Source organism: Hoeflea algicola, assembly GCF_026619415.1.
Taxonomy (GTDB): Bacteria; Pseudomonadota; Alphaproteobacteria; order Rhizobiales; family Rhizobiaceae; genus Hoeflea; species Hoeflea algicola.
Window position 1 is genome coordinate 1,946,481 of record NZ_JAOVZR010000001.1, and the last position, 24,951, is coordinate 1,971,431.

At 59.8% G+C, this 24,951-nt stretch carries 25 protein-coding genes and 3 pseudogenes; 16 read left to right on the plus strand and 12 right to left on the minus strand.

The window, feature by feature from the left end; all coding sequences use genetic code 11:
- The first annotated feature begins 59 nt into the window (after positions 1–59).
- Positions 60–1,262 carry a glutamine-hydrolyzing carbamoyl-phosphate synthase small subunit gene (gene carA, locus OEG84_RS09555; RefSeq protein WP_267656142.1) on the plus strand — a complete coding sequence of 401 codons (1,203 nt, stop codon included), beginning with the start codon at positions 60–62 and terminating at the stop codon, positions 1,260–1,262.
- 56 nt (positions 1,263–1,318) lie between these two features.
- On the opposite strand, the gene OEG84_RS09560 is transcribed toward carA, so the two are convergent.
- The gene (locus OEG84_RS09560; protein ID WP_267653541.1) at positions 1,319–2,269 is read right to left on the minus strand and encodes a lipase family protein; all 951 of its coding nucleotides are present in this window, start codon (positions 2,267–2,269) and stop codon (positions 1,319–1,321) included.
- 243 nt (positions 2,270–2,512) lie between these two features.
- Between OEG84_RS09560 and OEG84_RS09565 the strand changes: the two are divergent.
- Positions 2,513–3,310: pseudogene (locus OEG84_RS09565) on the plus strand (IS5 family transposase).
- 54 nt (positions 3,311–3,364) lie between these two features.
- On the opposite strand, the pseudogene OEG84_RS09570 reads toward OEG84_RS09565, so the two are convergent.
- A pseudogene (locus OEG84_RS09570) lies at positions 3,365–3,535 on the minus strand (IS5/IS1182 family transposase); the annotation flags it as partial.
- A gap of 282 nt (positions 3,536–3,817) precedes the next feature.
- On the opposite strand from OEG84_RS09570, the gene OEG84_RS09575 reads away from it, so the two are divergent.
- Together OEG84_RS09575 and OEG84_RS09580 are read left to right on the plus strand one after the other, a co-directional pair.
- Positions 3,818–4,363, plus strand: coding sequence for a YaeQ family protein (locus OEG84_RS09575; protein ID WP_267656143.1), 546 nt, complete (start codon positions 3,818–3,820; stop codon positions 4,361–4,363).
- Positions 4,364–4,454: 91 nt separating this feature from the next.
- The gene (locus tag OEG84_RS09580; protein WP_267653542.1) at positions 4,455–4,610 is read left to right on the plus strand and encodes a hypothetical protein; all 156 of its coding nucleotides are present in this window, start codon (positions 4,455–4,457) and stop codon (positions 4,608–4,610) included.
- 16 nt (positions 4,611–4,626) lie between these two features.
- On the opposite strand, the gene OEG84_RS09585 is transcribed toward OEG84_RS09580, so the two are convergent.
- Positions 4,627–6,000, minus strand: coding sequence for an MATE family efflux transporter (locus OEG84_RS09585; RefSeq protein ID WP_267653543.1), 1,374 nt, complete (start codon positions 5,998–6,000; stop codon positions 4,627–4,629).
- A 421-nt stretch (positions 6,001–6,421) separates the two neighbouring features.
- On the opposite strand from OEG84_RS09585, the gene OEG84_RS09590 reads away from it, so the two are divergent.
- The gene (locus OEG84_RS09590) at positions 6,422–7,789 is read left to right on the plus strand and encodes a mechanosensitive ion channel family protein (protein WP_267653544.1); all 1,368 of its coding nucleotides are present in this window, start codon (positions 6,422–6,424) and stop codon (positions 7,787–7,789) included.
- An 88-nt stretch (positions 7,790–7,877) separates the two neighbouring features.
- Here the strand turns inward: OEG84_RS09590 and ypfJ are convergent, their stop codons facing one another.
- Positions 7,878–8,813, minus strand: coding sequence for a KPN_02809 family neutral zinc metallopeptidase (ypfJ, locus tag OEG84_RS09595; protein ID WP_267653545.1), 936 nt, complete (start codon positions 8,811–8,813; stop codon positions 7,878–7,880).
- A gap of 116 nt (positions 8,814–8,929) precedes the next feature.
- A complete protein-coding gene (locus tag OEG84_RS09600) occupies positions 8,930–9,439 on the minus strand; it encodes a DUF2306 domain-containing protein (RefSeq protein ID WP_267653546.1) in 510 nt (169 codons plus the stop codon).
- A gap of 136 nt (positions 9,440–9,575) precedes the next feature.
- Here OEG84_RS09600 and OEG84_RS09605 point away from each other — a divergent pair, with 136 nt between their 5' ends.
- Together OEG84_RS09605 and OEG84_RS09610 are read left to right on the plus strand one after the other, a co-directional pair.
- On the plus strand, positions 9,576–10,442 hold the full coding sequence (locus OEG84_RS09605) for a LytTR family DNA-binding domain-containing protein (RefSeq protein WP_267653547.1): 867 nt from the start codon (positions 9,576–9,578) through the stop codon (positions 10,440–10,442).
- An 86-nt stretch (positions 10,443–10,528) separates the two neighbouring features.
- Entirely contained in the window at positions 10,529–10,891 is a 363-nt protein-coding gene (locus tag OEG84_RS09610; protein WP_267653548.1) for a hypothetical protein, read from the plus strand.
- Between the two features lie 9 nt (positions 10,892–10,900).
- On the opposite strand, the gene OEG84_RS25500 is transcribed toward OEG84_RS09610, so the two are convergent.
- On the minus strand, positions 10,901–11,152 hold the full coding sequence (locus tag OEG84_RS25500) for a phosphatase PAP2 family protein (protein ID WP_425602835.1): 252 nt from the start codon (positions 11,150–11,152) through the stop codon (positions 10,901–10,903).
- Positions 11,065–11,844, minus strand: coding sequence for a phosphatase PAP2 family protein (locus OEG84_RS09615; protein WP_267653549.1), 780 nt, complete (start codon positions 11,842–11,844; stop codon positions 11,065–11,067). The genes OEG84_RS25500 and OEG84_RS09615 overlap by 88 nt, the downstream gene beginning before the upstream one ends.
- Positions 11,845–12,148: 304 nt before the next feature.
- On the opposite strand from OEG84_RS09615, the gene carB reads away from it, so the two are divergent.
- From carB to OEG84_RS09640, 5 genes are all read left to right on the plus strand, one after another.
- On the plus strand, positions 12,149–15,640 hold the full coding sequence (carB, locus tag OEG84_RS09620) for a carbamoyl-phosphate synthase large subunit (protein WP_267653550.1): 3,492 nt from the start codon (positions 12,149–12,151) through the stop codon (positions 15,638–15,640).
- A gap of 269 nt (positions 15,641–15,909) precedes the next feature.
- A complete protein-coding gene (locus OEG84_RS09625; RefSeq protein ID WP_267653551.1) occupies positions 15,910–16,104 on the plus strand; it encodes a DUF2283 domain-containing protein in 195 nt (64 codons plus the stop codon).
- Positions 16,105–16,232: 128 nt separating this feature from the next.
- Positions 16,233–16,580 carry an ArsR/SmtB family transcription factor gene (locus tag OEG84_RS09630; RefSeq protein ID WP_267656144.1) on the plus strand — a complete coding sequence of 116 codons (348 nt, stop codon included), beginning with the start codon at positions 16,233–16,235 and terminating at the stop codon, positions 16,578–16,580.
- Complete coding sequence (locus OEG84_RS09635) at positions 16,577–17,023, plus strand: SRPBCC domain-containing protein (RefSeq protein ID WP_267653552.1); 447 nt, start codon at positions 16,577–16,579, stop codon at positions 17,021–17,023. Before OEG84_RS09630 ends, OEG84_RS09635 begins: the two co-directional genes overlap by 4 nt.
- A gap of 1 nt (position 17,024) precedes the next feature.
- Positions 17,025–17,498, plus strand: coding sequence for an SRPBCC family protein (locus tag OEG84_RS09640; RefSeq protein WP_267653553.1), 474 nt, complete (start codon positions 17,025–17,027; stop codon positions 17,496–17,498).
- Here the strand turns inward: OEG84_RS09640 and OEG84_RS25505 are convergent.
- Both OEG84_RS25505 and OEG84_RS09645 read right to left on the minus strand, forming a co-directional pair.
- Positions 17,497–17,568: pseudogene (locus OEG84_RS25505) on the minus strand (4Fe-4S binding protein); the annotation flags it as partial. The gene OEG84_RS09640 and the pseudogene OEG84_RS25505 sit on opposite strands and share 2 nt — an antisense overlap.
- Before the next feature lie 91 nt (positions 17,569–17,659).
- Positions 17,660–18,208: an NADPH-dependent FMN reductase gene (locus OEG84_RS09645; protein WP_267653554.1), complete on the minus strand. Its 549-nt coding sequence runs from the start codon at positions 18,206–18,208 to the stop codon at positions 17,660–17,662.
- Between the two features lie 93 nt (positions 18,209–18,301).
- On the opposite strand from OEG84_RS09645, the gene OEG84_RS09650 reads away from it, so the two are divergent.
- Positions 18,302–18,685 (plus strand): winged helix-turn-helix transcriptional regulator, encoded by a 384-nt coding sequence (locus OEG84_RS09650; RefSeq protein WP_267653555.1) that lies wholly within the window; start codon positions 18,302–18,304, stop codon positions 18,683–18,685.
- Here the strand turns inward: OEG84_RS09650 and OEG84_RS09655 are convergent.
- From OEG84_RS09655 to istA, 3 genes are all read right to left on the minus strand, one after another.
- Positions 18,679–19,032: a hypothetical protein gene (locus OEG84_RS09655; RefSeq protein ID WP_267653556.1), complete on the minus strand. Its 354-nt coding sequence runs from the start codon at positions 19,030–19,032 to the stop codon at positions 18,679–18,681. The two genes, OEG84_RS09650 and OEG84_RS09655, sit on opposite strands and share 7 nt — an antisense overlap.
- 311 nt (positions 19,033–19,343) lie before the next feature.
- Positions 19,344–20,102: an IS21-like element helper ATPase IstB gene (gene istB / locus OEG84_RS09660; RefSeq protein ID WP_267652424.1), complete on the minus strand. Its 759-nt coding sequence runs from the start codon at positions 20,100–20,102 to the stop codon at positions 19,344–19,346.
- Positions 20,103–20,114: 12 nt separating this feature from the next.
- Positions 20,115–21,644, minus strand: coding sequence for an IS21 family transposase (gene istA, locus OEG84_RS09665; RefSeq protein ID WP_267652423.1), 1,530 nt, complete (start codon positions 21,642–21,644; stop codon positions 20,115–20,117).
- Between the two features lie 471 nt (positions 21,645–22,115).
- Between istA and OEG84_RS09670 the strand changes: the two genes are divergently transcribed.
- The 3 genes from OEG84_RS09670 (at position 22,116) to OEG84_RS09680 (ending at position 24,948) form a co-directional block, all read left to right on the plus strand.
- Complete coding sequence (locus OEG84_RS09670) at positions 22,116–22,961, plus strand: hypothetical protein (RefSeq protein WP_267653557.1); 846 nt, start codon at positions 22,116–22,118, stop codon at positions 22,959–22,961.
- A gap of 381 nt (positions 22,962–23,342) precedes the next feature.
- Positions 23,343–23,819 (plus strand): transcription elongation factor GreA, encoded by a 477-nt coding sequence (gene greA, locus OEG84_RS09675; RefSeq protein ID WP_267653558.1) that lies wholly within the window; start codon positions 23,343–23,345, stop codon positions 23,817–23,819.
- A 31-nt stretch (positions 23,820–23,850) separates the two neighbouring features.
- Complete coding sequence (locus OEG84_RS09680; RefSeq protein ID WP_267653559.1) at positions 23,851–24,948, plus strand: glycosyltransferase family 4 protein; 1,098 nt, start codon at positions 23,851–23,853, stop codon at positions 24,946–24,948.
- Positions 24,949–24,951: the final 3 nt, after the last annotated feature.

The following is a 24,951-nucleotide window of genomic DNA, read 5'->3' on the forward strand; positions in this document are numbered from 1 at the left end:
CCCCGAACGAGTTCAAGGGGCACCGCCCGGCGATCAAGCGGCGCCGAGCCGCCAATGGAGTGGACATGACCACAAGCCCCTGGACCAAAACCAAACCCACCGCCGTGCTGGTATTTGCCGATGGCACCGTGATTGAAGGCCAGGGCGTCGGCGCCACCGGTCAGGCGCAGGCCGAGGTCTGCTTCAACACCGCGCTCACCGGTTATCAAGAGATTCTCACCGATCCTTCCTACATGGGCCAGATCGTCACCTTCACTTTCCCGCATATCGGCAATATCGGCGCTAATGAAGAAGATATCGAGGACCTCACCCCCGCCGCCCGCATCGGTGCGGTTGGCGCGATCTTCAAGGCAGACATCACCAAACCCTCGAATTACCGCTCGGCGGTTCATTTCGACCAATGGCTCAAGGCGCGTGGCATTATCGGCCTGTCGGGCATCGACACACGGGCGCTGACCGCCTGGATCCGCGAAAACGGTATGCCCAACGCCGTCATCGCCCACGACCCCGACGGCAATTTCGACCTTGACGCGCTCAAGGCGCTGGCAGCCGCGTGGAGCGGGCTTGAGGATCTTGATCTGGCCAAGGAGGCGACTTCAGGCCAGTCTTCGCAATGGACCCAGGCGCCATGGGTCTGGGATAAGGGTTTTTCAGAGACCGGCGAGCCGGTGGCGCATATCGTCGCCATCGATTACGGCGTCAAGCGCAATATCCTGAGGCTTTTCTCGGGCCTTGGCTGCAAGGTCACCGTCGTGCCCGCCACCATGGCCGCCGAGGATATTCTGGCGATGGCGCCAGATGGCATATTCCTGTCCAACGGCCCCGGCGATCCGGCTGCAACCGGCGAATATGCCGTGCCGATCCTGCGCAAGCTGATTGACAGCGGTGTGCCGATCTTCGGCATCTGCCTGGGACACCAGATCCTGGCGCTGGCCGTGGGCGGCCGCACCGTCAAGATGCATCAGGGCCACCACGGCGCCAACCACCCGGTCAAGGACCACACCACCGGCAAGGTCGAGATCGTGTCGATGAACCATGGCTTTGCGGTTGATGCCAAAAGCCTGCCCCATGGCATCGAGGAGACCCACGTGTCGCTGTTTGACGGCTCCAACTGCGGCCTTCGCCTGGTCGGCAAGCCGGTATTCTCGGTCCAGCACCACCCCGAAGCCTCCCCCGGCCCGCAGGACAGCCACTATCTGTTCCGCCGTTTCATGAACATGGTGCGGGAACGCCAGGGCCGCGAGGCATTGGCCGAGAACTGAAAGACAGAACCGGGATGCATATCGCGTTCAGATGAACCGTTTGAACGCGACATGCATTAGTCAGCCGCAGTGAGCTTCTGGACTTCGGGTTTTCTCTTGAGCAAATAGGGAACCTGTCTCGACCCGTTTGCGACCTTCCCCTCGATATTTTCAAGATAGCCATCCATATGGTGGTCCCTGGTGGAAAAATCGTCGATGTTCCGCCAGAAATCACCCACCGAAATTCGGTCGGCATCATGTTCATTGAGATAGCCAAAATCCGGCCCCGCACGCAAAATCACCTCGGGTGAAAAGTGCTGGTATTTCTTGGCTGCGGTATAGGGCGGAACCATGGGAACAACATCCAGTTCGTTGATGACCCGCGTGAACACCGAAATCAGCTTTGGCACAGGTGGCATCTCGGTGGTGAACTTGGGCTGACCGAAGGTGACGACCCGCTCGACGATGTATCCTTCGCTTTCGAGATAGGCAGCGACGATCACCGCAGCAGCGCTCCCGAGTGAATGGCCTGTCACACGCAGCGGCAAATCCTTGCGCAGGTAAGGGACAGCATTGTCATGGATGGCCGTCGCCACATCTTTAAACCCGCGATGTAACGGAATACCCAGGATATCGTCCGGCAGGAGAGCCGTTTCAATATCTTCGAAAACATTGGGTTTGTGCGCTGTGCCCCGGACCGACAATGTCTGATTGCGATTGGCCAGATCCGTTTCAATGACATACAGCACGTCGACGGGCTGAAGGGTCACTGCCCGGGTGACCAGCGGATATGCCTTGCGGATCTCCGCAATAGGATCGTAAGCAGACTTGGAGCGCTTTGCATAATATTCGAGTTCGACAAAATCGATCTTCGTTGGCACAACCACTGAAACAGATTGTCTGACACTCTCCGGCAGGCTGCCGGCGCAGCCCGACAGCGCCAATAGAAAAAGAGCCAGAATGAGGGCAGAAACAGAACGTTTGACCAGCAGGGGCGGACTGACCGTCCAGTGTGTATAAACCAGCATCTACGCCCCACGCCACGCCCTGTGGGCAAACCAACACTGCATTGGCTCTTCGCACCATCTAGCAAGACGTTATTAGCTCCTCACACTTTCTCCAAGGTAAAACAGATCAGAAGCGGCAGGAAGCCCGACCATGAGCAAATTTCTGGACGGTGTCTTTGCGCATCAGCATCTAGGATCAGGACCCATTAAATTGCTTGCGGGATGGATTGCGGACTGATTCACTGGTGCCAGGAGGATACTGGCATGAGTGATTTGATTTGGCTTACCGACAGGCAAATGAAGCGGATTGAGCCCTTTTTTCCGCTTTCTCATGGCGTCCCGCGGGTTGATGACCGGCGGGTTCTCAGTGGCATCATTTTTGTTATCCGCAACGGGTTGCGCTGGCGTGATGCGCCATCGGACTATGGTCCGCACAAGACAATCTACAACCGGTTCACCCGTTGGAGCCGGCTTGGTGTGTTCAACAGGATACTCGCCGAGCTTGCCGGCATGGCCGGGACGCCCGATCAGGTGATGATTCCCTCTCAGCGATGCGTGGCATCGCTTGCCGGGCAACGGATGCAACCCACCTCAAAGCCCATCGCACGGCCGCAAGCCTTTTAAAAAGGGCCTGTTCCCAGACGTATAGGCCGCACCAAAGGCGGCTTGAATTCCAAGTTGCATGCGGTTTGTGATGGCGTGGGACGCCCACTGGTCTTGCTGCTCTCGGAGGGCCGGATGAGCGACTTCAAGGGCGCAGCGCTGATGTTTGACGCCATTCCGGATGCAAAAGCCCTGCTCGGTGACAAGGGCTACGATGCAGACTGGTTTCGCCAGGCGCTTAAAGCGCGCGGCATAGAGCCCTGCATTCCGCCCAAATCCAACCGCAAAACCGAAATTCCGTTCGACAAGACGCTCTACAAAAACCGTCACAAGATCGAGAACATGTTTGGGAAGCTTAAAGACTGGCGGCGCATCCACACCCGCTACGACCGTTGTGCCCACGCCTTCATGTCAGCCATCGCAATCGCGGCAACAGTCATCTTCTGGATCAATCAATGAGTCCTGAGCCTAGGGGCTATTCAGATCGAACCGGGCCTTGGCTGCAGTGACCACCAAGGTGGGCTCCGCGCCAAACAGCGTCTTCAAGACCAACACGCCGCCGTCGCGATCCTGGATGTCGGCCGGATGAACCAGCGCGTGCCGCTTCTTGCTCTTGATCTTTTTCCCCGCATCATACCCGCTCGGGTCGATGTAACGCCCCGTTTTCCCGCCTTTGACGCTTTGACCATGGCCGTCCGGGGACCCCGCTCTGGCCAGGTGAAGGGGTTGCCAGTGGCGCTGCAGATACCGCGCAACGCCAGGGGAGATGCCATACCCGAATTGTGTTGCACCGGTTCAGACACAGTCCTGAAGGCGTTGGCGCGCTACAGACCACCCATCATCCGCAGTCAAGCCACACAACGTAACGACAGCTGTTCGTCCTCTTTGCTCGTGGCCTTTTTATCCACTTTCACAATGGTGTCAGACGCAGTAAGCATCCTGATCTTTGAATTTTTGGAACATGTCATGGCGCAAAATGCCACTATCTACAAAGTCGAACTTTCAGTCTCCGACATGGATCGTCACTATTACGACACCCATAAACTGACCGTTGCCAAGCACCCCTCGGAGACGGATGAACGGCTGATGGTGCGTATTTTGGCTTTCGCGCTGAATGCCCATGAGCATCTGGAAATGACAAAGGGCCTTTCAACGGATGACGAGCCAGACATCTGGCAGAAAAGCCTGAGCGGCGAACTTGATGTGTGGGTGGCCCTTGGGCTTCCCAGCGAAAAAGTGATGCGCCAATCCTGTGGCAAGGCCGGCAAGGTGATCGTCTATCCTTACGGCGGCAGGACGGCCGAGATGTGGTGGCACAAGATCAAGAACAGCACCGCCCGGTTTGAAAACCTTCACGTGATAAATTTTTCCGAGAAAGACACGGGCGAACTGGCAAAACTGGCAAGCCGCGCAATGAACCTCCAGATAAATATCCAGGACGGCGATGTGATGGTGAGTGTTGGTGAGAGCATCGTCAACGTTACCCCGCTGAAATGGAAGAGTGCCGCTTAACTCACGGGTTTCTACAGCGCCGCGCATCCAATTGGCTGCGCAAAGGTCGCTGTAACGCCTTGACGTGACACATGTAGCGTCGGGAGTTTCCGTGAACGGCAGCTTCAGGCTGAAGAACACCGATCTCGCGAAATGCGGCAACGGCAGTCGGGCCGCATTGCCGCAAATAATACTTGGCGTAGCGGATGACCATGGTTTGGCGACATCTGATGGTTTCACCAGTCTGGCGAGCCCCGATCCGGCCTGACTTCGGCATGTGTGATTCAGGGTTTTGGGCGGTCCAGAAAAAGATGCCGGTTGGCAAACCTGAGATTGAGCAGTACGGCGGCCACCCCGAGTCCAATCGCCAGTCCGCCCCAGATGCCCGGACCGCCAAGCCCGAGGCCGAAGCCGAGCCCGTAGGCCGCCGACAGGCCGATCGGCCAATAGCTGATGACCGCCATGATCATCGGAATGCGGGTGTCCTTGATACCGCGCAACAGCCCCGCGCCAATTGCCTGGATGGCGTCAACCAGCTGGAAGCCGGCGGCCACCAGCAACAGCGGCACCGCCACGCTAAGCAGTTCGGCCGCATCGACATTGCTCTCGTCGAGAAACAGGCTGATCAGCGTTTCCGGCATCAGCCAGAACAGGGTGGCGGCGGCGAACGAGATCAACACCGAAAGCCCCATCACCGTATGCGCGGCCCGCGCCAGCCCCGCCTTGTCGCCGCGGCCATAGGCCTGGCCGATGCGCACGGTGGCAGCATTGGACAAGCCCAGTGGCACCATGAAGCTGATGGAAGCGAGCTGAAGCGCGATGCCGTGGGCGGCCAGTTGGATCGTGCCGAGCCATCCCATCATCACCGAGGCGGCCAGGAACAGCCCGACCTCGGCAAGGATCGTCAGGCCGATCGGCAGGCCGAGCCGGAAGACTTCAAAAAACGCCGGCCATTCCGGCCGCCAGAAGCGCTGGAACAGCCGGTATTCCTGATGCCGCGGATGCCAGAACGCCCAGCCGGCCATGATCAAAAAGATCACCGAGGAGCTTACCACCGAGGCCACCGCAGCCCCCCGCACGCCCATTTCCGGCAGATTGAAATGGCCAAAAATCAGCCCGTAATTGAGAATGCCGTTGACGATTGTGCCGAACAGCGCCGACCAGAGCACGATTCCGGCCCGGGAGCGGGCAGCGAAGAACGACCTCAGCGCCATCATCATCAGCGCCGGGAACATGCCCCATTGGGCGATGCGGATGTAATCGCTGGCAAGGGCTGCGAGTTCGGGCTTCTGGCCCAGCGCGATCAGCGCCGGCTCGAGCTGCCACAGCAACGGCATGACGACGACCGCGTAGAGCAGCAGAATCCACATGCCCATGCGCACCGAGCGGCGCACATGGGTGGGATCATTGCGGCCTTCGGCCTGCGCCGCCAGCGGCAGCACCGCGCTGGCAAAGCCGGAACCGAAAATATAGACCACGAAGAACGCCTGCGAGCCGAGCACAGTGGCCGCCAGTTCTTCGGTGCCATACCAGCCGAGCATCACCACATCGGTGGTGGCAATGGCGATCTGGGCGATCTGGGTGCCAACCAGCGGCAGGCCGAGCGCCAGCGTGGCGCGCGCATGCGCTCCCCAGCTTTGTTCGTTCCGCGCTTGCATGGCTGACCCGCCCATCCGTTCTCATCCGGTTTCGAACCAACGCTTATGCGCTGGCGCCCATGGCTTGGCAAGCCATTGAACAGGGCTGAAAAACCGTCCGTAACCGGCAACTACGGAAACGCCCACCCGATCACCTGACAGGAAAGTGCCGGGGACCCAAGGATCCCCGGCAAGCTGTGCTGATACGTGTGTGGCCGGTGCCCACCGCGGTCCGATTCCGGACCATTTCTGGCTAATAGACGCCGTGTCGTTGCTCGCAAGCGCCGGGTGTACAATGCAAAATTCGACCTTCACCGGGGTTAACAGGCGGCAACGACAAAATTGATCGAAGCGACCACTATTTTTGACAGGTTGGCCACACGAAACGCGGGCAAAACAATTGCACTCTTCTCAAGCAACCCAATCGCTTCCATAATGGCCCATGGACACCATCGACATCCCCAACATGGTGCAAACCGTTGCCGCGCTCTTCAATGCCGGCAGATCCTATGCCGTCCAGCCCTGGACATTCTACCAGTTGCTTATCGTTGCCGCCTGCTATGGCGCCGGCTGGGCGATCTCGCTTAAGGTTGAGCCCTGGCTCGAGGTGCGCGCCCGCACCATCAAGGGCAAGCCGGGACTATTACGTGTGATCATCGCCGTGATGCGGCGGATCGACTGGGTGCTGTTTCTGGTGTTTCTGGCCGCTGCCCGGGTGACATTGCTGGAACTGACATGGCCCTCGCGAACCTACCTGCTGTCGCTGATCTTCGCGCTGGCCTCGGCCTGGCTGGCGATCACGGTGTTTTCGCGGATCATCCACAACAAGACCTTGGCGCGGCTGATCGCGCTGATCATATTCGGCTATGTGGCTCTCGGCATTCTCGACCTCAGGCCGGAGGCGGCAGCGTTTCTGGACCGGCTGGCCTTTCAGGTCGGCGATTTGCGGATATCGCTGCTGTTCGTTCTGCGCACGGTGGTGGTCACCGCCGGGTTCCTGTGGATTGCCAATCTGCTCGGCAATTTCTTCGACACCCGCATCCACCGCTTCGAGGACCTCTCGCCCTCGTTCCGGGTGCTGGCCGGTAAGTTCATCAAGATCAGCCTGATCATGGTCGCGGTGATGATGGCGCTGTCCTCGACCGGCATCGATCTGACCGCGCTGACGGTGTTTTCCGGCGCGGTCGGCGTTGGCCTCGGCTTCGGCCTGCAGAAGGTGGTGTCGAATTTCATTTCCGGGGTGATCATTCTTGCCGACCGCTCGATCAAGCCCGGCGACACCATCGCGTTAGGCGAAACCTTCGGCTGGATCCGCGAATTGCGCGCCCGGTTTGTCTCGGTGATCACCCGCGACGGCCGCGAATACCTCATCCCCAACGAGGATTTCATCACCCACCAGGTGGTAAACTGGTCGTTCTCCGACAAGCTGGTGCGGCTCGATATCGAGTTCGGCGTGTCCTATGACAGCGACCCGCACGAAGCCTCAAAGCTGGCGATCCACGCCGCCAGTTCGATCGACCGGGTGCTAAAATCCCCGTCACCGGTGTGCTGGATGACGGCGTTCGGCTCCTCCTCGCTCGATTTCAAGCTGCGCTTCTGGATCTCCGACCCGCAAGCCGGGCTGACCAATGTCCGCGGCAAGGTGTTCCTGGCGCTGTGGGATGTCTTCAAGGAAAACGGCATCAAGATCCCCTACCCGCACCGCGAAATCATCATGACCAATCCGGTGGAGGTGGTGAACCGCGACGAACCGGATGCAGAATCCCCGAACGACGGCGGCCCGGCCCCGGACAACCCCAAACCAGACTGACACCGATCCGAACGGCTGGCGCGCCAAAGCGGTAGTGGTAGAAGGCAGACCGGTCCTGCCGGTCCGCGTTCCGATGTCCGGACTGCTGTCAGACCGGGTTGTTGAAGGTGTCGCAGGCGTCGAGCCGGCCGCTTTCGAAGCCACGGGCGAACCACTCCTTGCGCTGCGCAGAGGTGCCGTGGTTGAAGCTTTCAGGCACCACATAGCCTTGCGTACGCCGCTGCAGCGTGTCGTCGCCGATCTGCTGGGCGGCGTTGAGCGCTTCTTCAAGATCGCCGCGCTCGAGGATACCCTTTTGCGCGGTGTAGTGGCCCCAGATGCCGGCAAAGCAATCAGCCTGCAATTCGACGCGTATCGACATCCGGTTCTGCTCGGTCTGGCTCATCGACTGGCGCATCTGGTTGAATTTCGGCAGCACCCCGATCAGGTTCTGAACGTGATGGCCGACCTCGTGAGCCAGCACATAGGCCTGGGCGAAATCACCCGACGCCTTGAAGCGCTGCGCCAGCTCGTCGTAAAATGTGAGATCGATATAAACCTTCTCGTCGCCGGGGCAATAGAACGGGCCGGAAGCAGCGCTTGCATTGCCGCAAGCGGATTGCACCGAGCCTGAAAACAGCACCAGCGTCGGCTCGCGATAACTCTCGCCCTGCGATTTCATGACGCCGTTCCAGACATCCTCGGTCTCGGCCAGCACGGTGGCGACGAATTGCGTCATCTCGTCCTGCCGGGCGGGAGAGATCTGCTGCGTGCTGCTCTGCCCGCCAACGCTGGCGCCGGGATTGCCGCCGGCCAGGATCTGCAGCGGATCGATGCCCATGAATTTGAGCACGAAAAACACCACCGCCAGGATGATAATGGTCTTGATGCCGCCACCCGAAGCGCGGCGCATGCCGCCGCCGGGAAGCTTGATGCCACCGCGGCCAAAGGGATTGCCGCCACGCCCGAACGGATTGCCGCTGCGGGGAGCGCGTCCGCGCCGGTCCTCGATATTGTCGCTCTGGCGACGACCCTTCCATTCCATGGCGCGGTGCTCCTGTGCTGGCCTGACATTTGAATGCGCCAGACGCCGTTTTGTTCACTTCAAGCATGACGGATGGTCCGCGCGCAAGCCAATCGGCCCTGGTTGACGCAACAGTTTCATACCGCGCGACGCCGGAACCGGGTAACAGCCACTGCGCAGGCTGCCACAGCGAGGGCGGAAAACAGGCCGATCAGCAGGGGCATGATCGCCACATGGACGGTGCCCGCACCGGGGCCGAAAACGCTGGTATTCATGATCCGCCCCGGCATCAGCGTAAACAGCCCGGCAATGCCGATGGCGCCGAAATAGAGCGCTTTGACCACCCGCTTGTGCCGGACGAAATCGCGCCGCCGCGCCGAACGAACCACCTCAACCACGCTGACAAGCACCACGACCGACAACAGATGGATCGGTGAAAAGCCGTAAAACAGATTGATTTCATGGATGAAGAAGGTCGACAGCGCCGTCATCGCCATCAGCACGATCCAGACCCGACCTGAAATACGATGTCTGGGCGTTCCCTTGCGCGCCCACAGCATGTGGGCGCCGATGATCGCCGCTGTGACCACGGTGACAACATGGAACTGGATCGCCGTGCTGGCGTGAAGCAGAGGTTCAAGTGTCATGAGAATGCTCCTGTCTGTGCTGGCCGCGGCGGTTGGCCTGATGCAACGCCAGCGGTCCGGTTGCCAAATCACTGCCCATCGGCCATGCTCGACATCGATTCTCAATTTCCCTTGCGCCTGTGACCCGGAGAACTTCGTGAGCGACACGTTGCTGCAATCCACGCTTCGTGAACTGCGCACGCTGTTGTCCCGGCCGCGACTGTGGCTGGTATTTGCGCTGGTGGTCGGGCTGTTCTCGCTGACCGGCCCGTTCGGCACCTACGAGCGGCTGCCGTTTCATTCCCGGCTGGGTTACTGGCTGAGCCTGCACACCGGCGCGTGGGGCTGCGCGCTGGTGTGCGTAGCGTTTTCTGACGCAGCACTCAGTCGCCGGGTCGCCCACCGCATGATCCGCATGTTGATCGGCGCCATTGTCGCGGCGCTGCCAATCGGCGTGGTGATCACCGCCATCAACACAGCCGTCATCAAGGCGCCGTTCAATCTCTCCCAATTCGGTGAAAATGCGCTGGTGGCGCTGCCGATCTCGATCGGCTTCTGCGTGCTGGCATGGCTCAGCCTGAGTAGCGGCGAAGATACCAACGCGGCTCGAAAACACGATGCTGATGATACGCCGGCATCAATTGCGTCGGCGCCGCCCGAAGCCACCATCACACAGACGTCGGTCAACCGGCCCGACCGTCCGGCGCTGCTCGACCGCCTGCCCATTGCCAAGCGCGGGAGCCTGATCCGGCTCGAGGTGCAAGACCATTACGTGCTGGCGGTAACCGACAAGGGCTCCGAATTGCTGCTGATGCGGCTGGGTGACGCCATCGTCGAAGCCGGCGCCGGCCAACAAATTCACCGCTCGCACTGGGTGGCCGATCGTGGCGTCGAAAGCATCACCCGCCAGACCGGCACCAATCCACGGTTGATGCTGCACACCTCGGACGGGCAAACCCTGCCGGTCAGCCGCAGCCATACCGCCGCGGTTCGCACCCGATGGGCCGGTCGCCTCAACCGTTAAATGGCTTGATCCCGATCATGGCGTATCCTCGCATGATCGCGCATGGTTACTAGCGGCAAGAGTTTTCGGACCGGCAGGAGGCGTTGATGAGACAGAAGCGGCAAAAAGCGAGATTGCCCGCCAGGACAGCCATGGCCGCATGGGCGGGAATGGCGTTGTGTCTGCCGTTGCTGGTCTCACCGGCGCTGGCCGATGCCGCCGCCGTGGCCCGCGGCGAAAAAGTTGTCGAGGAATGGTGCCGTGACTGTCATGTGCGCGAAGGCCAGAAACTCACCGCCGACATGGCCCCGCCCTACTCCGCCATCGTTGCCATCGAAGGCCGTGACCGCGCCTGGTTCGAAGCCTTTCTTCAGGCCGACCATTTCCCGATGACCACGTTTCGCCTATTCGATCATGAAAAGGCCGACGTAGTGGAATGGCTGCTGGATTTGCAGAAGCGGGCAAAATAGGCCGCCAGCCTACCCTGCGCCGTGCCCGCTGCTGAGCTCTAACGCGCGAACCTGTCCGGCCAGCGGCTTACGGGCCAAAGCGCTGATGGCATAAAGCGAGACCGCGGCAAGGCCCAGACCGGCAAACACGTCAATTAGATAGTGGTTGCTGTGGGTAACGGTCGCCGTCCCCATCAGCAGATTGAGCCCGAGGAACGGATATCTGAGCCAGCGAACGCTGAACGCGGAAGCCGCACACAAGAAGGCAACGGCAGCATGCACCGAGGGAAAGGTGAGTATGCCCTCGGCCGAATTGAGTGAGAGAAAAATTCCGACTGCTCACGCACCGCATTGAACTGGGCAAGGAAAGCGTGACCGAAATAGGGGTTGATCGATTTGAGCGATGCAGGGTCGATGGCGTAGACCACATGCGTTCCCAATGCCGGAAACCAGATCGATATCAAACTCGAGACAAAACCGACAAGCGCATAGGCCAGCACCAGCGCAAACGCGCGTGATGGCTTGCCAAACAAGATCAGCAACATCGGCAGCACAAGCAATTGCATGGCGAACGACGCGTAAGCATGCATCAACGCCCAGGACAACCACGGCACTCCGTCGACCAGACGGATGAACGCCGCTCCGTCAAAGCCCATCGCCCGATCCATGGCCGCAAGGCTGTCATCAGCCAGCGGCGCATCAAGCGAGATTGCCAGATAGGTGGAAATCAACACCAGCACCGAAAATGCAATGCCGCCGGCCAGCGCCTCCATGATCAGCGAGGATTTGATGAAGCCGCGTTTACGGCAGACAACCGCGGTGCCAGCCAGCAAGGCCAGCGTTAGCCCGACTCGTCCCATCGAAGCGTAATCGAGCACGATCTTGGAGGCCTGGAGCAAAATCATGACGAGCACGCTGCTGGTCACCAGCGCCCATGCCATCACGATCCGCAGGGTTTTCAGTTCTCCCGTCACCCACCATTTCTCCGTATACAACGATTGATACCCCGAACATGCCCAATGCCCGTTAACATTCCGTTCGCCGAAGGTGAGACCAGTATTCGAGGTATCGCCCAAAAGGCACGGCTCATGGCAACATCAGCCCAACCCACTTTCTCTTGAACAATCCCGCATGGGGGGTTTCGCTTTCGGGGCGTTTTCCCTATAAGCCGCGTTTAGCCTTAGATTTTACGCGTGGCCTCTTCCGACCCGGATCTTCCAAGTGGGATTCCCGACGGGGGATTTTTTGCGCGAAGCTTGCCAGAATCGGATCCGGACCATGCCAAAACGTAACGATATCAAATCGATCCTCATCATCGGCGCGGGTCCCATCGTCATTGGTCAGGCCTGCGAATTCGACTATTCCGGCACGCAAGCGGTCAAGGCGCTGAAGGAAGAGGGCTACCGGGTCATCCTGGTCAACTCCAACCCGGCCACCATCATGACCGACCCGGGCCTTGCCGATGCCACCTATATCGAGCCGATCACGCCCGAAGTGGTGGCCAAGATCATCGCTCGCGAGCGCCCCGACGCGCTGCTGCCGACCATGGGCGGCCAGACTGCGCTCAACACGGCGCTGTCGCTCAAGCGGATGGGCGTGCTCGAGCGCTACAATGTCGAAATGATTGGCGCCAAGCCCGCTGCCATCGACATGGCCGAGGACCGGGCGCTGTTCCGCGAGGCGATGGCCCGCATCGGGCTGGAGACGCCGCGCTCGTTTCTGGCCAACGCCACCGAACACAAGGACGCCGACCGCAAGCTGCACGAGGCCGAACGCGCCCGGCTGCGCGGCGAGTTATCCGGCGACGCGCTCGACACCGCGCTTGATGCCCTGGAAAACACCTGGAACCTCGGTGAATCCGACCGCAAGCAGCGCTATATGAGCCACGCCATGGCCCAGGCCGCCCGCGCGATTGACGAGATCGGCCTGCCGGCCATCATCCGCCCCTCTTTCACCATGGGCGGCACCGGCGGCGGCATTGCCTATAACCGCGCCGAATTTTTCGACATCGTCAGCTCCGGCCTCGATGCCTCACCGACCACCGAAGTGCTGATTGAGGAATCGGTACTGGGCTGGAAGGAATACGAGATGGAGGTGGTGCGCGACACCGCCGACAACTGCATCATCATCTGCTCGATCGAGAACATCGACCCGATGGGCGTGCACACGGGTGATTCCATCACCGTAGCGCCGGCGCTGACCTTGACCGACAAGGAATATCAGATCATGCGCAACGCCTCGATCGCGGTGCTGCGCGAGATCGGCGTCGAGACCGGCGGCTCGAACGTGCAGTTCGCCGTCAATCCCGATGATGGCCGCCTGGTGGTAATCGAGATGAACCCGCGGGTATCGCGCTCGTCGGCGCTGGCCTCGAAAGCCACCGGCTTCCCGATCGCCAAGGTCGCAGCCAAGCTCGCTGTCGGCTACACGCTGGATGAACTTGAAAACGACATCACCCAGGGCGCGACCCCGGCCTCGTTCGAGCCATCGATCGATTATGTCGTCACCAAGATCCCGCGTTTCGCCTTTGAAAAATTCCCTGGCGCCGAGCCGCTTCTGACCACCGCGATGAAATCGGTGGGCGAAGTCATGGCGATTGGCCGGACCTTTGCCGAAAGCCTGCAGAAGGCGCTGCGGGGACTGGAAACCGGACTCACAGGGCTCGACGAGATTGAGATCCCCGGCCTTGGCGAAGGCGACGACGACAACGCCATCAGGGCCGCCATCGGTACGCCGACGCCGGACCGGCTCAGAGTGGTGGCACAGGCGCTACGGCTCGGCATGAGCGCCGAAGAGGTGCATTCGATCTGCAAGATAGACCCGTGGTTCCTGGCCCAGATCGAGGACATTCTGGCGATGGAAGCACGGGTGCGCGAACATGGCATACCGACCGACGCGGAAAACCTGCGGCGGGTCAAATCGATGGGCTTCTCCGACACGCGGTTGGGTTCGCTGACCGGCAAGCGTGGCCACGAAGTGGCCAAAGCCCGCCATGCGTTGGGCGTGCGCCCGGTTTACAAGCGGATCGACACCTGCGCCGCCGAATTCGCTTCGCCCACCGCCTATATGTATTCGACCTACGAAATGCCGTTTGCGGGTGCGCCAGCTTGCGAAGCGCGCGTCTCCGACCGGCAGAAGGTGGTGATCCTTGGCGGCGGCCCCAACCGCATCGGCCAGGGCATCGAGTTCGACTATTGCTGCTGCCATGCCGCCTTCGCGCTGAAGGACGCCGGCTACGAGGCGATCATGGTCAACTGCAACCCGGAAACCGTGTCGACCGACTACGACACTTCCGACCGGCTTTATTTCGAGCCGCTGACTGACGAGGACGTGCTCGAAATTCTGGCCAAGGAACAGGAAGCCGGAACGCTCAAGGGCGTGATCGTGCAGCTTGGCGGCCAGACCCCGCTGAAGCTCGCAGAAGCCCTGGAAAAGGCCGGCATCCCGATCCTGGGCACCGCGCCCGACATGATCGATCTTGCCGAAGACCGCGACCGTTTCCAGAAACTCTTGCACAAGCTCGACCTGATCCAGCCCACCAACGGCATCGCCTATTCGGTCGAGCAGGCGCGGCTGGTGGCAACCGACATCGGCTTCCCGCTGGTGGTCCGCCCGTCCTATGTGCTGGGTGGTCGCGCCATGCAGATCATCCGCGACGAGACAAACCTGTCGAACTATTTGCTCGGCACAGTGCCGGAACTGGTGCCCGAAGACATCAAGGCGCGCTATCCCAACGACAAGACAGGGCAGATCAACACCCTGCTCGGCACCAATCCGCTGCTGTTTGACACCTACCTGACCAACGCCATCGAAGTGGATGTCGATTGCATCTGCGACGGCACCGACGTCAATGTCACCGGCATCATGGAGCACATCGAGGAAGCCGGCATCCACTCGGGCGATTCTGCCTGTTCGCTGCCGGTCCACACGCTGTCGGCAGAGATGGTCGACCGGCTCGAGACCCAGACTGTAGCACTCGCCAAGGCATTGAATGTCGGTGGTTTGATGAACGTTCAGTTCGCCATCAAGGACGATGTGATCTACGTGCTCGAGGTCAACCCGCGCGCCTCGCGCACGGTGCCGTTTGTGGCCAAGACCGTCGGCTCGCCAATCGCCAAAGTGGCAACACGGGTGATGACCGGGGAGAAGCTGGCCGAGGCTTTCGCAGCTTACGGCGCTGTCCCCAATCACCGCACGCTCACGCATATCGCCGTCAAGGAAGCCGTCTTCCCGTTCGCAAAGTTCCCCGGCGTCGACACGCTGCTTGGGCCGGAAATGCGCTCGACCGGCGAGGTCATGGGGCTGGATCGCGATTATGCGCTGGCGTTTGCCAAGGCGCAGCTTGGCGCTGGCGTCGACCTCCCGCGCTCGGGCCGGGTGTTCGTGTCGGTCCGTGACGAGGACAAGCCGCGTGTTGTCGAAACCATCCGCATCCTGGTCAGCAACGGCTTCAAGGTGATGGCCACCTCCGGCACCGCCGATTACCTCAAAAGCGAGGGCTTCGAAGTCGAGCACGTCAACAAGGTGCTCGAAGGCCGTCCACATATCGAGGACGCGATCCGCAACCGTCAGGTCCAACTGGTGATCAACACCACCGAAGGCGCCAAGACGATCTCGGATTCCAAATCCCTGCGCCGCGCCGCTCTGATGCAGAAAGTGCCCTACTTCACCACCATGGCCGGCAGTCTCTCGGCCGCCCAGGCCATCGCCGCGCTCAAGGCCGGCAATCTCGAAGTGCACCCGCTGCAGAGCTATTTCCCGGCGGCTTGAGGGCCGGGAAATACCATGCTCAAGTCAATTCGCTACACCCGCCACGCAGAAACCGTTCTGACCGAACGTAATCTGGTAAAGGCTTGGGTGGAGTGAACAGTGAATGAACCGGAATGGCGAATTAGTGAGCCCCGCGGCGACAGCGCCGAGAGGCATTTTCGGGCAATCCCGGAACGGCAAGGCCGCGTGTTACGCGCAATCTGTGTGGAAAACGCGACCGAAATCCGTATAATCTCCGTGTTCCTGGACCGCCGGGCAAGGAGACCTGAATGAACCCCACCGTAAAATTCGATCCGGTTGCCGATGCTGCCTATATCCGGTTTTCCGGCGAGAATGTTCTTGAAAGCGAAGAAGTCGCCGACGGCATCGTTCTTGATTTTGATGAGAATGGCAGGATCGTCGGTATGGAAATCCTTGAAGCGCGCAAGCACTTGCCGCCCGCAATGTTGACGGAAGCCGCCTAAGCGTTCACCGCGCTACAAAGACCTTTCTGAAACAGAGATAAAATCGGCCCGGCAATCCGTGCTTGACCGGTTTTCATTTCGCCTATATTTAACCAATCGGATTATTAACCGATAGGCATAATATGGCACTGGACCCACTCTCCAACACGCTGTTCGCCCTCGCCGACCCGACCCGTCGGGCAATCCTTGCGCGGCTGGCCGAGGGGGAAGCAACCGTCAATGAACTGGCTGCCCCCTTCGACATCAGCCTGCCGGGCGTCTCCAAGCATCTCAAAGTGCTGGAGCGGGCCAAGCTGATCTCGCGTGGCAGAAACGCCCAGTGGCGTCCCTGCCGGTTGGAAACCGCGCCGTTGCAGGATGTAGACGACTGGCTTGCCGATTACAGGAAACTCTGGGAACACCGTCTGGACCGGCTGGATACCTACCTGACGACAATTCAGGCCAATGATGACGACAAGGTCAGAAGAGTGCCATGACCGACAGCATCGAAATCCTTAACGACCGCCTGTTCCCGGTTGACCGGGCCACGCTGTTCGATGCCTTCGCAGACCCCTGCAAGCTGGAGCAATGGTGGGGCCCGGAAGGGTTCACCAACACCATATCGGCCTTCGATCTCAGGCCCGGCGGAAGCTGGCTGGTCACCATGACTGCCGACAATGGCGCCAACTTTCACAATCGCTGGACGTTCGAGGAAATTGTCGCTGGCAAGATGGTGCGGATGACGCACCATGAACCGGTGCACATCTTCACGCTCGGGATGCGCTTTTCCGATGAGGAACACGGCACGCGCCTGTTGTGGCGCATGTTGTTTGACCGCACGGAAGAAAACGAGGTGATGGAAAAATTCCTGCACGCCGCCAATGAGCAGAACTTCGACCGGCTGGCGCGGCTGCTCAAGCAGGACAAAGGAGACCACTGACATGTCAGCAGAACTCGATTCCAGCAAGATCATCCGCGTCGAGCGCATCATCGCGGCACCCCGCGACCTGGTCTTCGAAGCATTCTCCGATGCCAAGCATCTGGATGCCTGGTGGGGGCCGGACGGTTTCACCAACGAAACCCACGAGATGGATTTTTCCGTTGGCGGCCTGTGGCGCTACACCATGCATGGCGCCGACGGCAAGGCGTGGCCCAACTGGATCCGCTACACCGAGATTTCCGCGCCGTCGCGGATTGCCTATGACCATGGTGGTGAGTTGGGCGAGCCGGCCCATTTCGTGGGCATCATCACTTTCGAGGAATTGGCGCAAAAGACGCGCGTGGCGATTACTCTGGTGTTCGAGACGACTCAGGCGCGCGATGCCACGGTCGAATTCGGAGCGGTCGCGGGCGGCGGCCAGACCCTTGCCAAGCTCGAACGGTATGTGCTCGGACGTCAAAAACCGAGCGCTTGAGCGGGCAGATATTTCCGCACCAAAACCGGCCTCCCCTAGCGGGGACGCCGACAATTGGCGCGCGCAGCAAGACAGAGACGAGCTCCGCCTGTTGCGCACGCCAAAACGTAAGTTATCGCTTACTTTACTGAATGATCGCGGCGTGCTGCGCCGCAAAGACCCTATTTGCCTGTCTTGGCGATCCAGTCGGCAAAGCTGGCGATCCATGTTTCCAGATAGTCCTTCGTGGCCTTGTCGGTGATCTGCCCGTCTGCATCAAAATGCTCGGCCTTGTAGGCGTAATAAAGTTCTGGCTGCCCCATCACCGCGGTTCCGACGGCGACCATTGAGGTGCGAAGGTGATGCTGGGCAATGGCGGTGCCGATCACGCCGGGCGACGTACCGGTGATCGCCACTGGCTTGCCGCCCCATGAACTCTTGCCCCAGGGACGCGAGCCCCAGTCGATGGCATCCTTGAGCACGCCGGGAAATGTCCGGTTGTATTCCGGGGTGACCATCAGTACGGCATCGGCGCCATCAACCACCGCCTTCAGGCGCGTCACCGATTCCGGCACGTTGGCCCAAAGATCTTCATTGTAATGCGGCAGGCTGGCAAGATCGGCATAGGTGAATTTCATGCGATCGCCCGCAAGCCTTTCCAGCGCTTCGGCGAATTTGCGATTGATCGAATCGTGACGCAACGAACCAACCAGAACTGCTATTTCAGACATTACGATTTCCTTGTATATAAAAGTGACTAACGCTACTTATGAAACCGTATCGTCCGCCGCAAGACGGCACTTTTTTGAACCTGAGGCACCTCCATGAAACCATCAGAACGCCATCCCGCCGGCCAATGCCAGGTCGCCAATGATGTGATTTCACTGGTTGGCGACAAATGGAGTGTTCTGGTGATCAGCACGCTTGGGCAGGGGCGGATGCGCTTCAGTGAACTGAAACGCGCCGTCGAAGGCATCTCGCAAAAGATGCTCACCACAACCCTTCGCGGGTTGGAACGCGACGGTTATCTCATCCGCACGGCATTTGCGACGGTACCGCCTCGTGTGGACTACGAACTGACCGCGCTCGGCACGGAACTGCTCAAACCGGTCTCCGCACTTGGCCAGTGGGCCATCACTAATCATGCCCGCGTGATCGAGGCCCGACGCGCCTATGATGGCCGCACGTCATCAAATCAGCCTCAATAGCCTACCGCCGAGATCGAGGTGCACTCGGTGACGATCACGCCGTTCATGGTGTCGGCGGTCGTGTGAACACGAATCTCGATGTAGCGGCTGGCATCACCGATGGTGTAGTCGATGGTCTGCTTGCAGTCATCCAGTCCACCGTCGGATTCCAGAATCACCTGCTGGGCTGCGCCCGATCCCGATATCAGATCGATGATCAGCGTCGCCGGGTCCTCGACTTCCTGTACCCCCAACCGCACCGATTGAATCTCGTTGCCAAAGAATCGGTATTCCTCGAATTTCTGCATAGCGAAAGCCGGGGCAGCCGAAACAAGTCCGGCAAACAGGGTGGAATACAAACGGATCATCTTGCTTACTCCTAAATGGCGGGCAGGAACGAAGGCGGCGCCCGATGATATCCCCAACCGAAGGACCATCATCGGTCGGAAATAGCATTATCCCGGGCCGGCATTGTCTACCGCGCAGAGATGATTGCGTCACCACGCAACAAATTATTACCATGAGGCGGGACAGCACAGGATTCGCGTCATTTCTCCCGGTTTCTCGTGGCATGCGCATTCCGGAGTATCCGGCCGGCCATTCCGATAACATCCGGCCACCTAAACCGGGGTATCCGGCCACCCTTATATAGCGGCTGCGAGGCCTGATGATTTGGTTATCAGGATTGGATGCTTTCGTCACCTGTTCCGAGTTTGGTTTTCCTCATGCTCTGGCCGTCGAGTTCGACGCGATAGGCGTTGTGTACGAGGCGATCGAGAATGGCATCGGCGAAGGTGGGTTCCCCGATCACGTCATGCCAGGTGTCGATGGGCAATTGGCTTGTGATCAAGGTTGATCCAACCTCGTATCTGTCCTCGACTATTTCCATAAGGTCACGACGCTGACTGGCATTGAGGCGATCCGGTCCCCAGTCGTCCAGGATTAGCAGTTGAGTTTTGGTAAGGGCCTTGAACAGACGCGGAAAGCGTCCGTCACCATGGGCCAGTTCCAATTCATCAAAGAGACGTGGCATGCGCTTGTACAGCACAGTGATACCGTCTCGGCAGGCGGCTTGCGCCAGAGCGCAGGCCAACCATGTTTTGCCAACGCCGCAGGGGCCAGTGATCATCAGGTTGCGCTTGTCCTTGATCCAGCGCCCGGTCAGCATCTGCTGGAACATGGCTTTGTCGAGGCCGCGCCGCGACTTGTAATCCACGTCCTCCGGCGAGGCACCGACGTGGCGCAGTTTTGCTGTACGCATGCGGCTTTCAAATCGCCTCGTCTCACGACTGGCGGTCTCTCGATCAATGAGCAGCCCAAGCCATTCAGCGTGGCTAAGCCCGGCTGTGCCGTCCTGTTTTTGCATCTCGGCAAAGGCTTCTGCCATGCCGTCGAGCCTGAGTGTTTTGAGCTGATCCAGCGTTGGGTGATCAAGCATTCTCTATCCTCTTCAATGGAAGTAATCCGCACCACGGATATTGGGGTGAGTGATCGCAGGGCCGTCCGTGGTGGGTTCGCGGCGCTGACGGTCCAAACCATTCTTCAGAATGGAATGCAGGGATGTGTAGGAGTGGGCGTTGATCTCAAGCGCACGCAAACAGGCGGCATCCAGGCGCTCCCGCCCGAAGGTCTTGGCCAGCCGTAAAACACCGAGGCACGTTCTGTATCCTTGTTCGGGATGTTTGCGCTGGCGCATGATCACATCGACAAAGACCTCAACATTTGGGCCGATGCGCACAGCTTGCCCGCGGATACGCTGTGGCGTCCAATCCTCGCGGAAGCGATGATGGGCGGGCATGTGATCGCGGATCGTGGAGTGCTGGCGATTGCCCGAGGTTCTGGCGTGAGAGGCAACGCGTTGCCCATTAAAGTATACCTCTACGGTGCGTGCGGTGATCCTTGCCCATAGTTTTTGCTTCAGCAACTGATGCGGCACCGAGTAATAATGGCGGCCAATATCGACATGGTAATCGAGGCCCGCGCGGCACTGCTTCCATTCGGCATAAACATAGGCCTCCATAGACAAGGGCTTCAGAGCGGGCCGATCCAGGCGTTCAAACAGATCGCGGCGGCTTGCACCAAGATGGCGACTGACTTTGCCGTTGAGCTGATCCAGCAATGGCCGGATGGCAGCGTTCACCTCATCAAGGCCAAAAAAGTGCTGGTTGCGCAGCCGCGCCAAAATCCAGCGCTCGGCCAGCAAAACAGCGCCTTCCACCTTTGCCTTGTCTTTCGGCTTTCCAGGCCGCGCCGGAACGATGGCGGTATCGTAATGTGCCGCCATATCACCATAGGTGCGATTGATCTCAGGATCATAAAAACAGGCCTTGGTGACGCCTGCCTTGAGATTGTCTGGAACCAGCTGCGCAGGCACGCCACCGAAGAACTCAAAGGCACGCACATGGCTGGATACCCAGTCCGGCAGGCCCTGTGTCCAGCTGGCTTCGACATAGGTGTAATTGGACGCTCCCAGCGTCGCGACAAAGATTTGTGCGGTGCGCACCTCTCCCGTTTTGGGGCAGACAACATCAACTGTCGGGCCCGCGTAATCGACAAACAGCCGCTCGCCTGCAGGATGACGCTGACGCATCACCGGAGACAGCTTGCCTTCCCAGCGGGTGTAGAGCTCACAGTATCGGCTATAGCCGTATCCATCGTGATGAACCCCGCGATACTCCTCCCACAGCAGCGACAGCGTCACGCCCTTGCGCCGCAACTCGGCATGCACATGCGCCCAGACAGGCTGAGGAACCGCGCGACGGACATCGCCGGGGCAAACGGGAAACAGGCGGTTCTCAAGGTCGGCGTCCGACAGATCAGCAGACAGAGGCCAGCTCAAACCTTCCAGATCAGCGCGCCGAAAATATTCCGAAATCGTCGCACGGGCCACGCACAGGCTTTGCGCCACCTGGCGGCCTGAAAATCCATCCGCCCGAAGCCGCAGGGCTTCCCTTATCTTCCGCATAGGCAATCTCTTCATAAAGGGCTCTCTCCATCCAAAGGAACGGAACAGTAGCCCTGTTACAGATCGCCTCGCAGCAGCCTAAACTGGGTTGAAATGGGGGTGGCCGGATGCCCCGGAATCCCCGGCCGGATCAAATCGGAATGGGTGGCCGGATGCTATCGGAATCAGTGGCCGGATCGTCCCGGAATACGCATGGCATATACAATTCAATTTTAACGCATACACACATCAATCCAGAACGATTTTCGAGATTTGGCTCGCATATTTTGCCGGTTTATACGAAAACTTCTGAATATTGCCATTTGTCGAATGCCCGTTATAATTGTATAAATGGCTCACACGACTGATGATTATTTACTCGCGACTATCAGAACAGCTCTTCTGCTGGTCCTGATCCCTTGCAGCCAGGTTTTCGCGAGCGGATTGACGACGCATTATTTCGGCGCAAGCCCGGTCTGTATCGCAGCCGCAAAACCTGTGCTTCTGGTGACTGATATCACAGTCAAAGGTGAAATAGATGACAGTATCAGCATGTATGCCTACCGGCAGATGGAACTGCTCGGGTGCGTGAAGATCATCGGCGTGGTGTCGATCTTCGGAAACGGCAAGTCGAGCACAGCGGAAATCCACCGCAACCTTCAGCAAAGGCTGCCGGCACTCGGATGCGCCGAATGGCTCCGCCTGCGCGGCCCTGATGAACGCTATACGACAGTGCTGAACAAACGCGCGCAGACAGCCGCTGATGCCCAACGGTTACGCGCCATCGCCGCCCTGATCAGGAGTACGGGAGAACCGGTGATCATCGCCGAACTTGGCCCGGTCACGGTATCGGCAAGACTGCTCGCCGGAGGCTATGTGGAACAGTCTGAGATCGCACGGATCTTGAGTGTCGGGGAGCGAATGTACAATGAGAACTTCACCACCGGACGCGCCCTGGGCCATGTTTTTGCATTTCGCGACATGAACGTTGCCGAGGATGTCTGGGCGCAGGACTATCTCGTTCACCATGTCCCATCGAAGCTGTGGATGGTGACTTACCGAACCGGCATCAAGAACAGGGAAGTGACGGAACGCGCTGTTGCCGACGCCATACCGGTGCTGGCCGAACACGCCCGGGCACGCGCCAGAACGCTGCGGATGATCGGCTTTAACAATATCCCCACCTGGGACACCTGGACGAGCAGCTATTTCCTCAATGGTGGGGAACGGAAACTTGGCTGTCACCACGTTCGCGCAAAATTGATCCACACCGCCCGGGGCCGCGACCCGATGCGGCTGGTGCTTGGGCGCGGCGGCGCCATGATCACCGCCTGCACGGCGGCTACCAATTAAGATAGACCGATGCATCTGGCTGGCAGGCGCGGGCATGCATGGAGAAGCTCTTTGCCGCGTTGACAGTTGCTTGGGCTGAACGATGAATTCCCGACCTGAACAGGCCAACACTCCCAAGGCCAAAGCGCGCACCTTGAACCGTCCAGTAACCCGAGCTTGATCAATGCCGAGCATGGCTGAGCACACGAAACCCGCTTATCCCGATGTTTTTGATGGGCAAAACACGTCGGATTTTTAAGGTGAATTTCCCGTTCAAATTTGGTAAGCGTAAGTTTGAATTTTGTGAAACGGCTCCGAAGAACCCCTTCGGTGGCCGTTTAGTTTTTGTGTCTTGCCGCTGCCCATCGCAGCGTCGGGGCCACATGGACAAGGAAGAGACCGATGGTTGAGAAGGTTCCAATGACGCAAGGAGGCTACACCAAGCTGCGGGATGAACTGCGCTGGCGTCAGCAAACCGAACGGCCGCGGATCATCGAGGCGATTTCCGAAGCGCGCGCCCATGGCGACCTTTCCGAAAATGCCGAGTACCATGCCGCCAAGGAAGCCCAGAGCCACAATGAAGGCCGCATCGGCGAGCTCGAGGATTATATCGGCCGCGCCGATATCATCGATCTGTCGAAGCTGTCGGGCGACACCGTCAAGTTCGGCGCCACCGTCAAGCTTGTCGACGAAGACACCGAAGAGGAAAAATCCTACCAGATCGTCGGCGACCAGGAAGCCGATGTGAAGGAAGGCCGGATTTCGATCTCCTCGCCGATCGCCCGCGCGCTAATCGGCAAGTCGGTCGGAGATTCCGTCGAGGTAGTCGCCCCCGGCGGGTCCAAGGCCTACGAGATCCTCGCGGTCAAATGGGGCTGATCGCTCCGCGCCGCGATCACTGGAAAATAAGATGAGCAATAACGACCCCGCCAACGGCCTTGGACACCCCAATGCCGCTGGCGGGCGTTTACCCGTGTTCGTGCTCAACATGCACCGCAATTTCACCGGCGTCTCCGCGACCGCCGCTGCAGTGGTCCGCCAGCAGCTTGACCGCTATGACGTCAAGCTGGTCGGCGGCCCGCTTCCCGGCTGCCCCGAACCGCTGTCATGGCGCCATGCGCTTATGCTGTCGCGCGCACCGCCGCCTGGCCGTCCGTTCCACATCTGGCATGTACGTCGCAATCCCGAAATGCGCGCAGGCATCTTTGGCCGCGACGTGCTGCGGCTGCCGGTGCGGCTGGTTTTCACCTCTTCGGCCCAGCGCCGCCACAGCCTGATCCCGCGCTGGCTGATCTCGCGCATGGACGCCATTATCGCCACCACCGATGAAGCCGCCCGGTTTGTTGGGAATGTACGCGCGGTGGTGCCGCACGGGGTCGATGTCGAGCGCTTTCACCCGGCCACGTCGCGAGACCAGGCCTGGGCCGCAAGCGGCTACCCGGGCACGGCCGGCATCGCCACCATCGGCAGAATCCGCGAGGAAAAAGGCACCGACCGCTTTGTCACAACAATGATTGCCGCCCTGCCCCGCCTTCCGGGCCACACCGCATTGGTGATCGGCAAGGCGGCGCCGGAGCATGTCGGGTTTCTGGCCCGGTTGCGCCAGCAGGTGGCCGATGCCGGGCTCAGCGAGCGAATATTGTTTCCCGGCGAAATCGACGCCGAAGCAATGCCCGGTCTGGTGCGCGGATTGAGCCTGCTCGTGGCCCTGCCACGCTATGAGGGCTACGGTGTCACGCCGCTCGAGGCGATGGCCTCGGGCGTGCCGTTCGTGGCCAGCAACGCCGGCTGGTTCGAGGCATTTTCAGATAGTGGTGCGGCAGGTCTGGTGGTTCCGGACGGCGCACCGCAAGTGGCCGCGGACCGGGCCGTCGAAATACTTTCCGACACGGCGCGGCATCAGGCAATGGCGCTTGCGGCCCGTGCCACAGCCGTTGACCAGTTCAGCGTCGCCGCCGAAGCTGAAGCCATCAACAAGGTTTATGAGGATCTTTGGCAGCAAGCCTGAACG

Excerpts from the sequence above, each read along its gene's own strand:
- OEG84_RS09560 (WP_267653541.1), bottom strand. The coding sequence starts at position 2,269 with ATGCTGGTTTATACACACTGGACGGTCAGTCCGCCCCTGCTGGTCAAA.
- OEG84_RS09575 (WP_267656143.1), top strand. The coding sequence starts at position 3,818 with ATGGCGCAAAATGCCACTATCTACAAAGTCGAACTTTCAGTCTCCGAC.
- OEG84_RS09585 (WP_267653543.1), bottom strand. The coding sequence starts at position 6,000 with ATGCAAGCGCGGAACGAACAAAGCTGGGGAGCGCATGCGCGCGCCACG.
- OEG84_RS09590 (WP_267653544.1), top strand. The coding sequence starts at position 6,422 with ATGGACACCATCGACATCCCCAACATGGTGCAAACCGTTGCCGCGCTC.
- ypfJ (WP_267653545.1), bottom strand. The coding sequence starts at position 8,813 with ATGGAATGGAAGGGTCGTCGCCAGAGCGACAATATCGAGGACCGGCGC.
- OEG84_RS09600 (WP_267653546.1), bottom strand. The coding sequence starts at position 9,439 with ATGACACTTGAACCTCTGCTTCACGCCAGCACGGCGATCCAGTTCCAT.
- OEG84_RS09610 (WP_267653548.1), top strand. The coding sequence starts at position 10,529 with ATGAGACAGAAGCGGCAAAAAGCGAGATTGCCCGCCAGGACAGCCATG.
- carB (WP_267653550.1), top strand. The coding sequence starts at position 12,149 with ATGCCAAAACGTAACGATATCAAATCGATCCTCATCATCGGCGCGGGT.
- OEG84_RS09625 (WP_267653551.1), top strand. The coding sequence starts at position 15,910 with ATGAACCCCACCGTAAAATTCGATCCGGTTGCCGATGCTGCCTATATC.
- OEG84_RS09635 (WP_267653552.1), top strand. The coding sequence starts at position 16,577 with ATGACCGACAGCATCGAAATCCTTAACGACCGCCTGTTCCCGGTTGAC.
- OEG84_RS09640 (WP_267653553.1), top strand. The coding sequence starts at position 17,025 with ATGTCAGCAGAACTCGATTCCAGCAAGATCATCCGCGTCGAGCGCATC.
- OEG84_RS09645 (WP_267653554.1), bottom strand. The coding sequence starts at position 18,208 with ATGTCTGAAATAGCAGTTCTGGTTGGTTCGTTGCGTCACGATTCGATC.
- OEG84_RS09650 (WP_267653555.1), top strand. The coding sequence starts at position 18,302 with ATGAAACCATCAGAACGCCATCCCGCCGGCCAATGCCAGGTCGCCAAT.
- OEG84_RS09655 (WP_267653556.1), bottom strand. The coding sequence starts at position 19,032 with ATGATCCGTTTGTATTCCACCCTGTTTGCCGGACTTGTTTCGGCTGCC.
- istB (WP_267652424.1), bottom strand. The coding sequence starts at position 20,102 with ATGCTTGATCACCCAACGCTGGATCAGCTCAAAACACTCAGGCTCGAC.
- istA (WP_267652423.1), bottom strand. The coding sequence starts at position 21,644 with ATGAAGAGATTGCCTATGCGGAAGATAAGGGAAGCCCTGCGGCTTCGG.
- greA (WP_267653558.1), top strand. The coding sequence starts at position 23,343 with ATGGTTGAGAAGGTTCCAATGACGCAAGGAGGCTACACCAAGCTGCGG.
- OEG84_RS09680 (WP_267653559.1), top strand. The coding sequence starts at position 23,851 with ATGAGCAATAACGACCCCGCCAACGGCCTTGGACACCCCAATGCCGCT.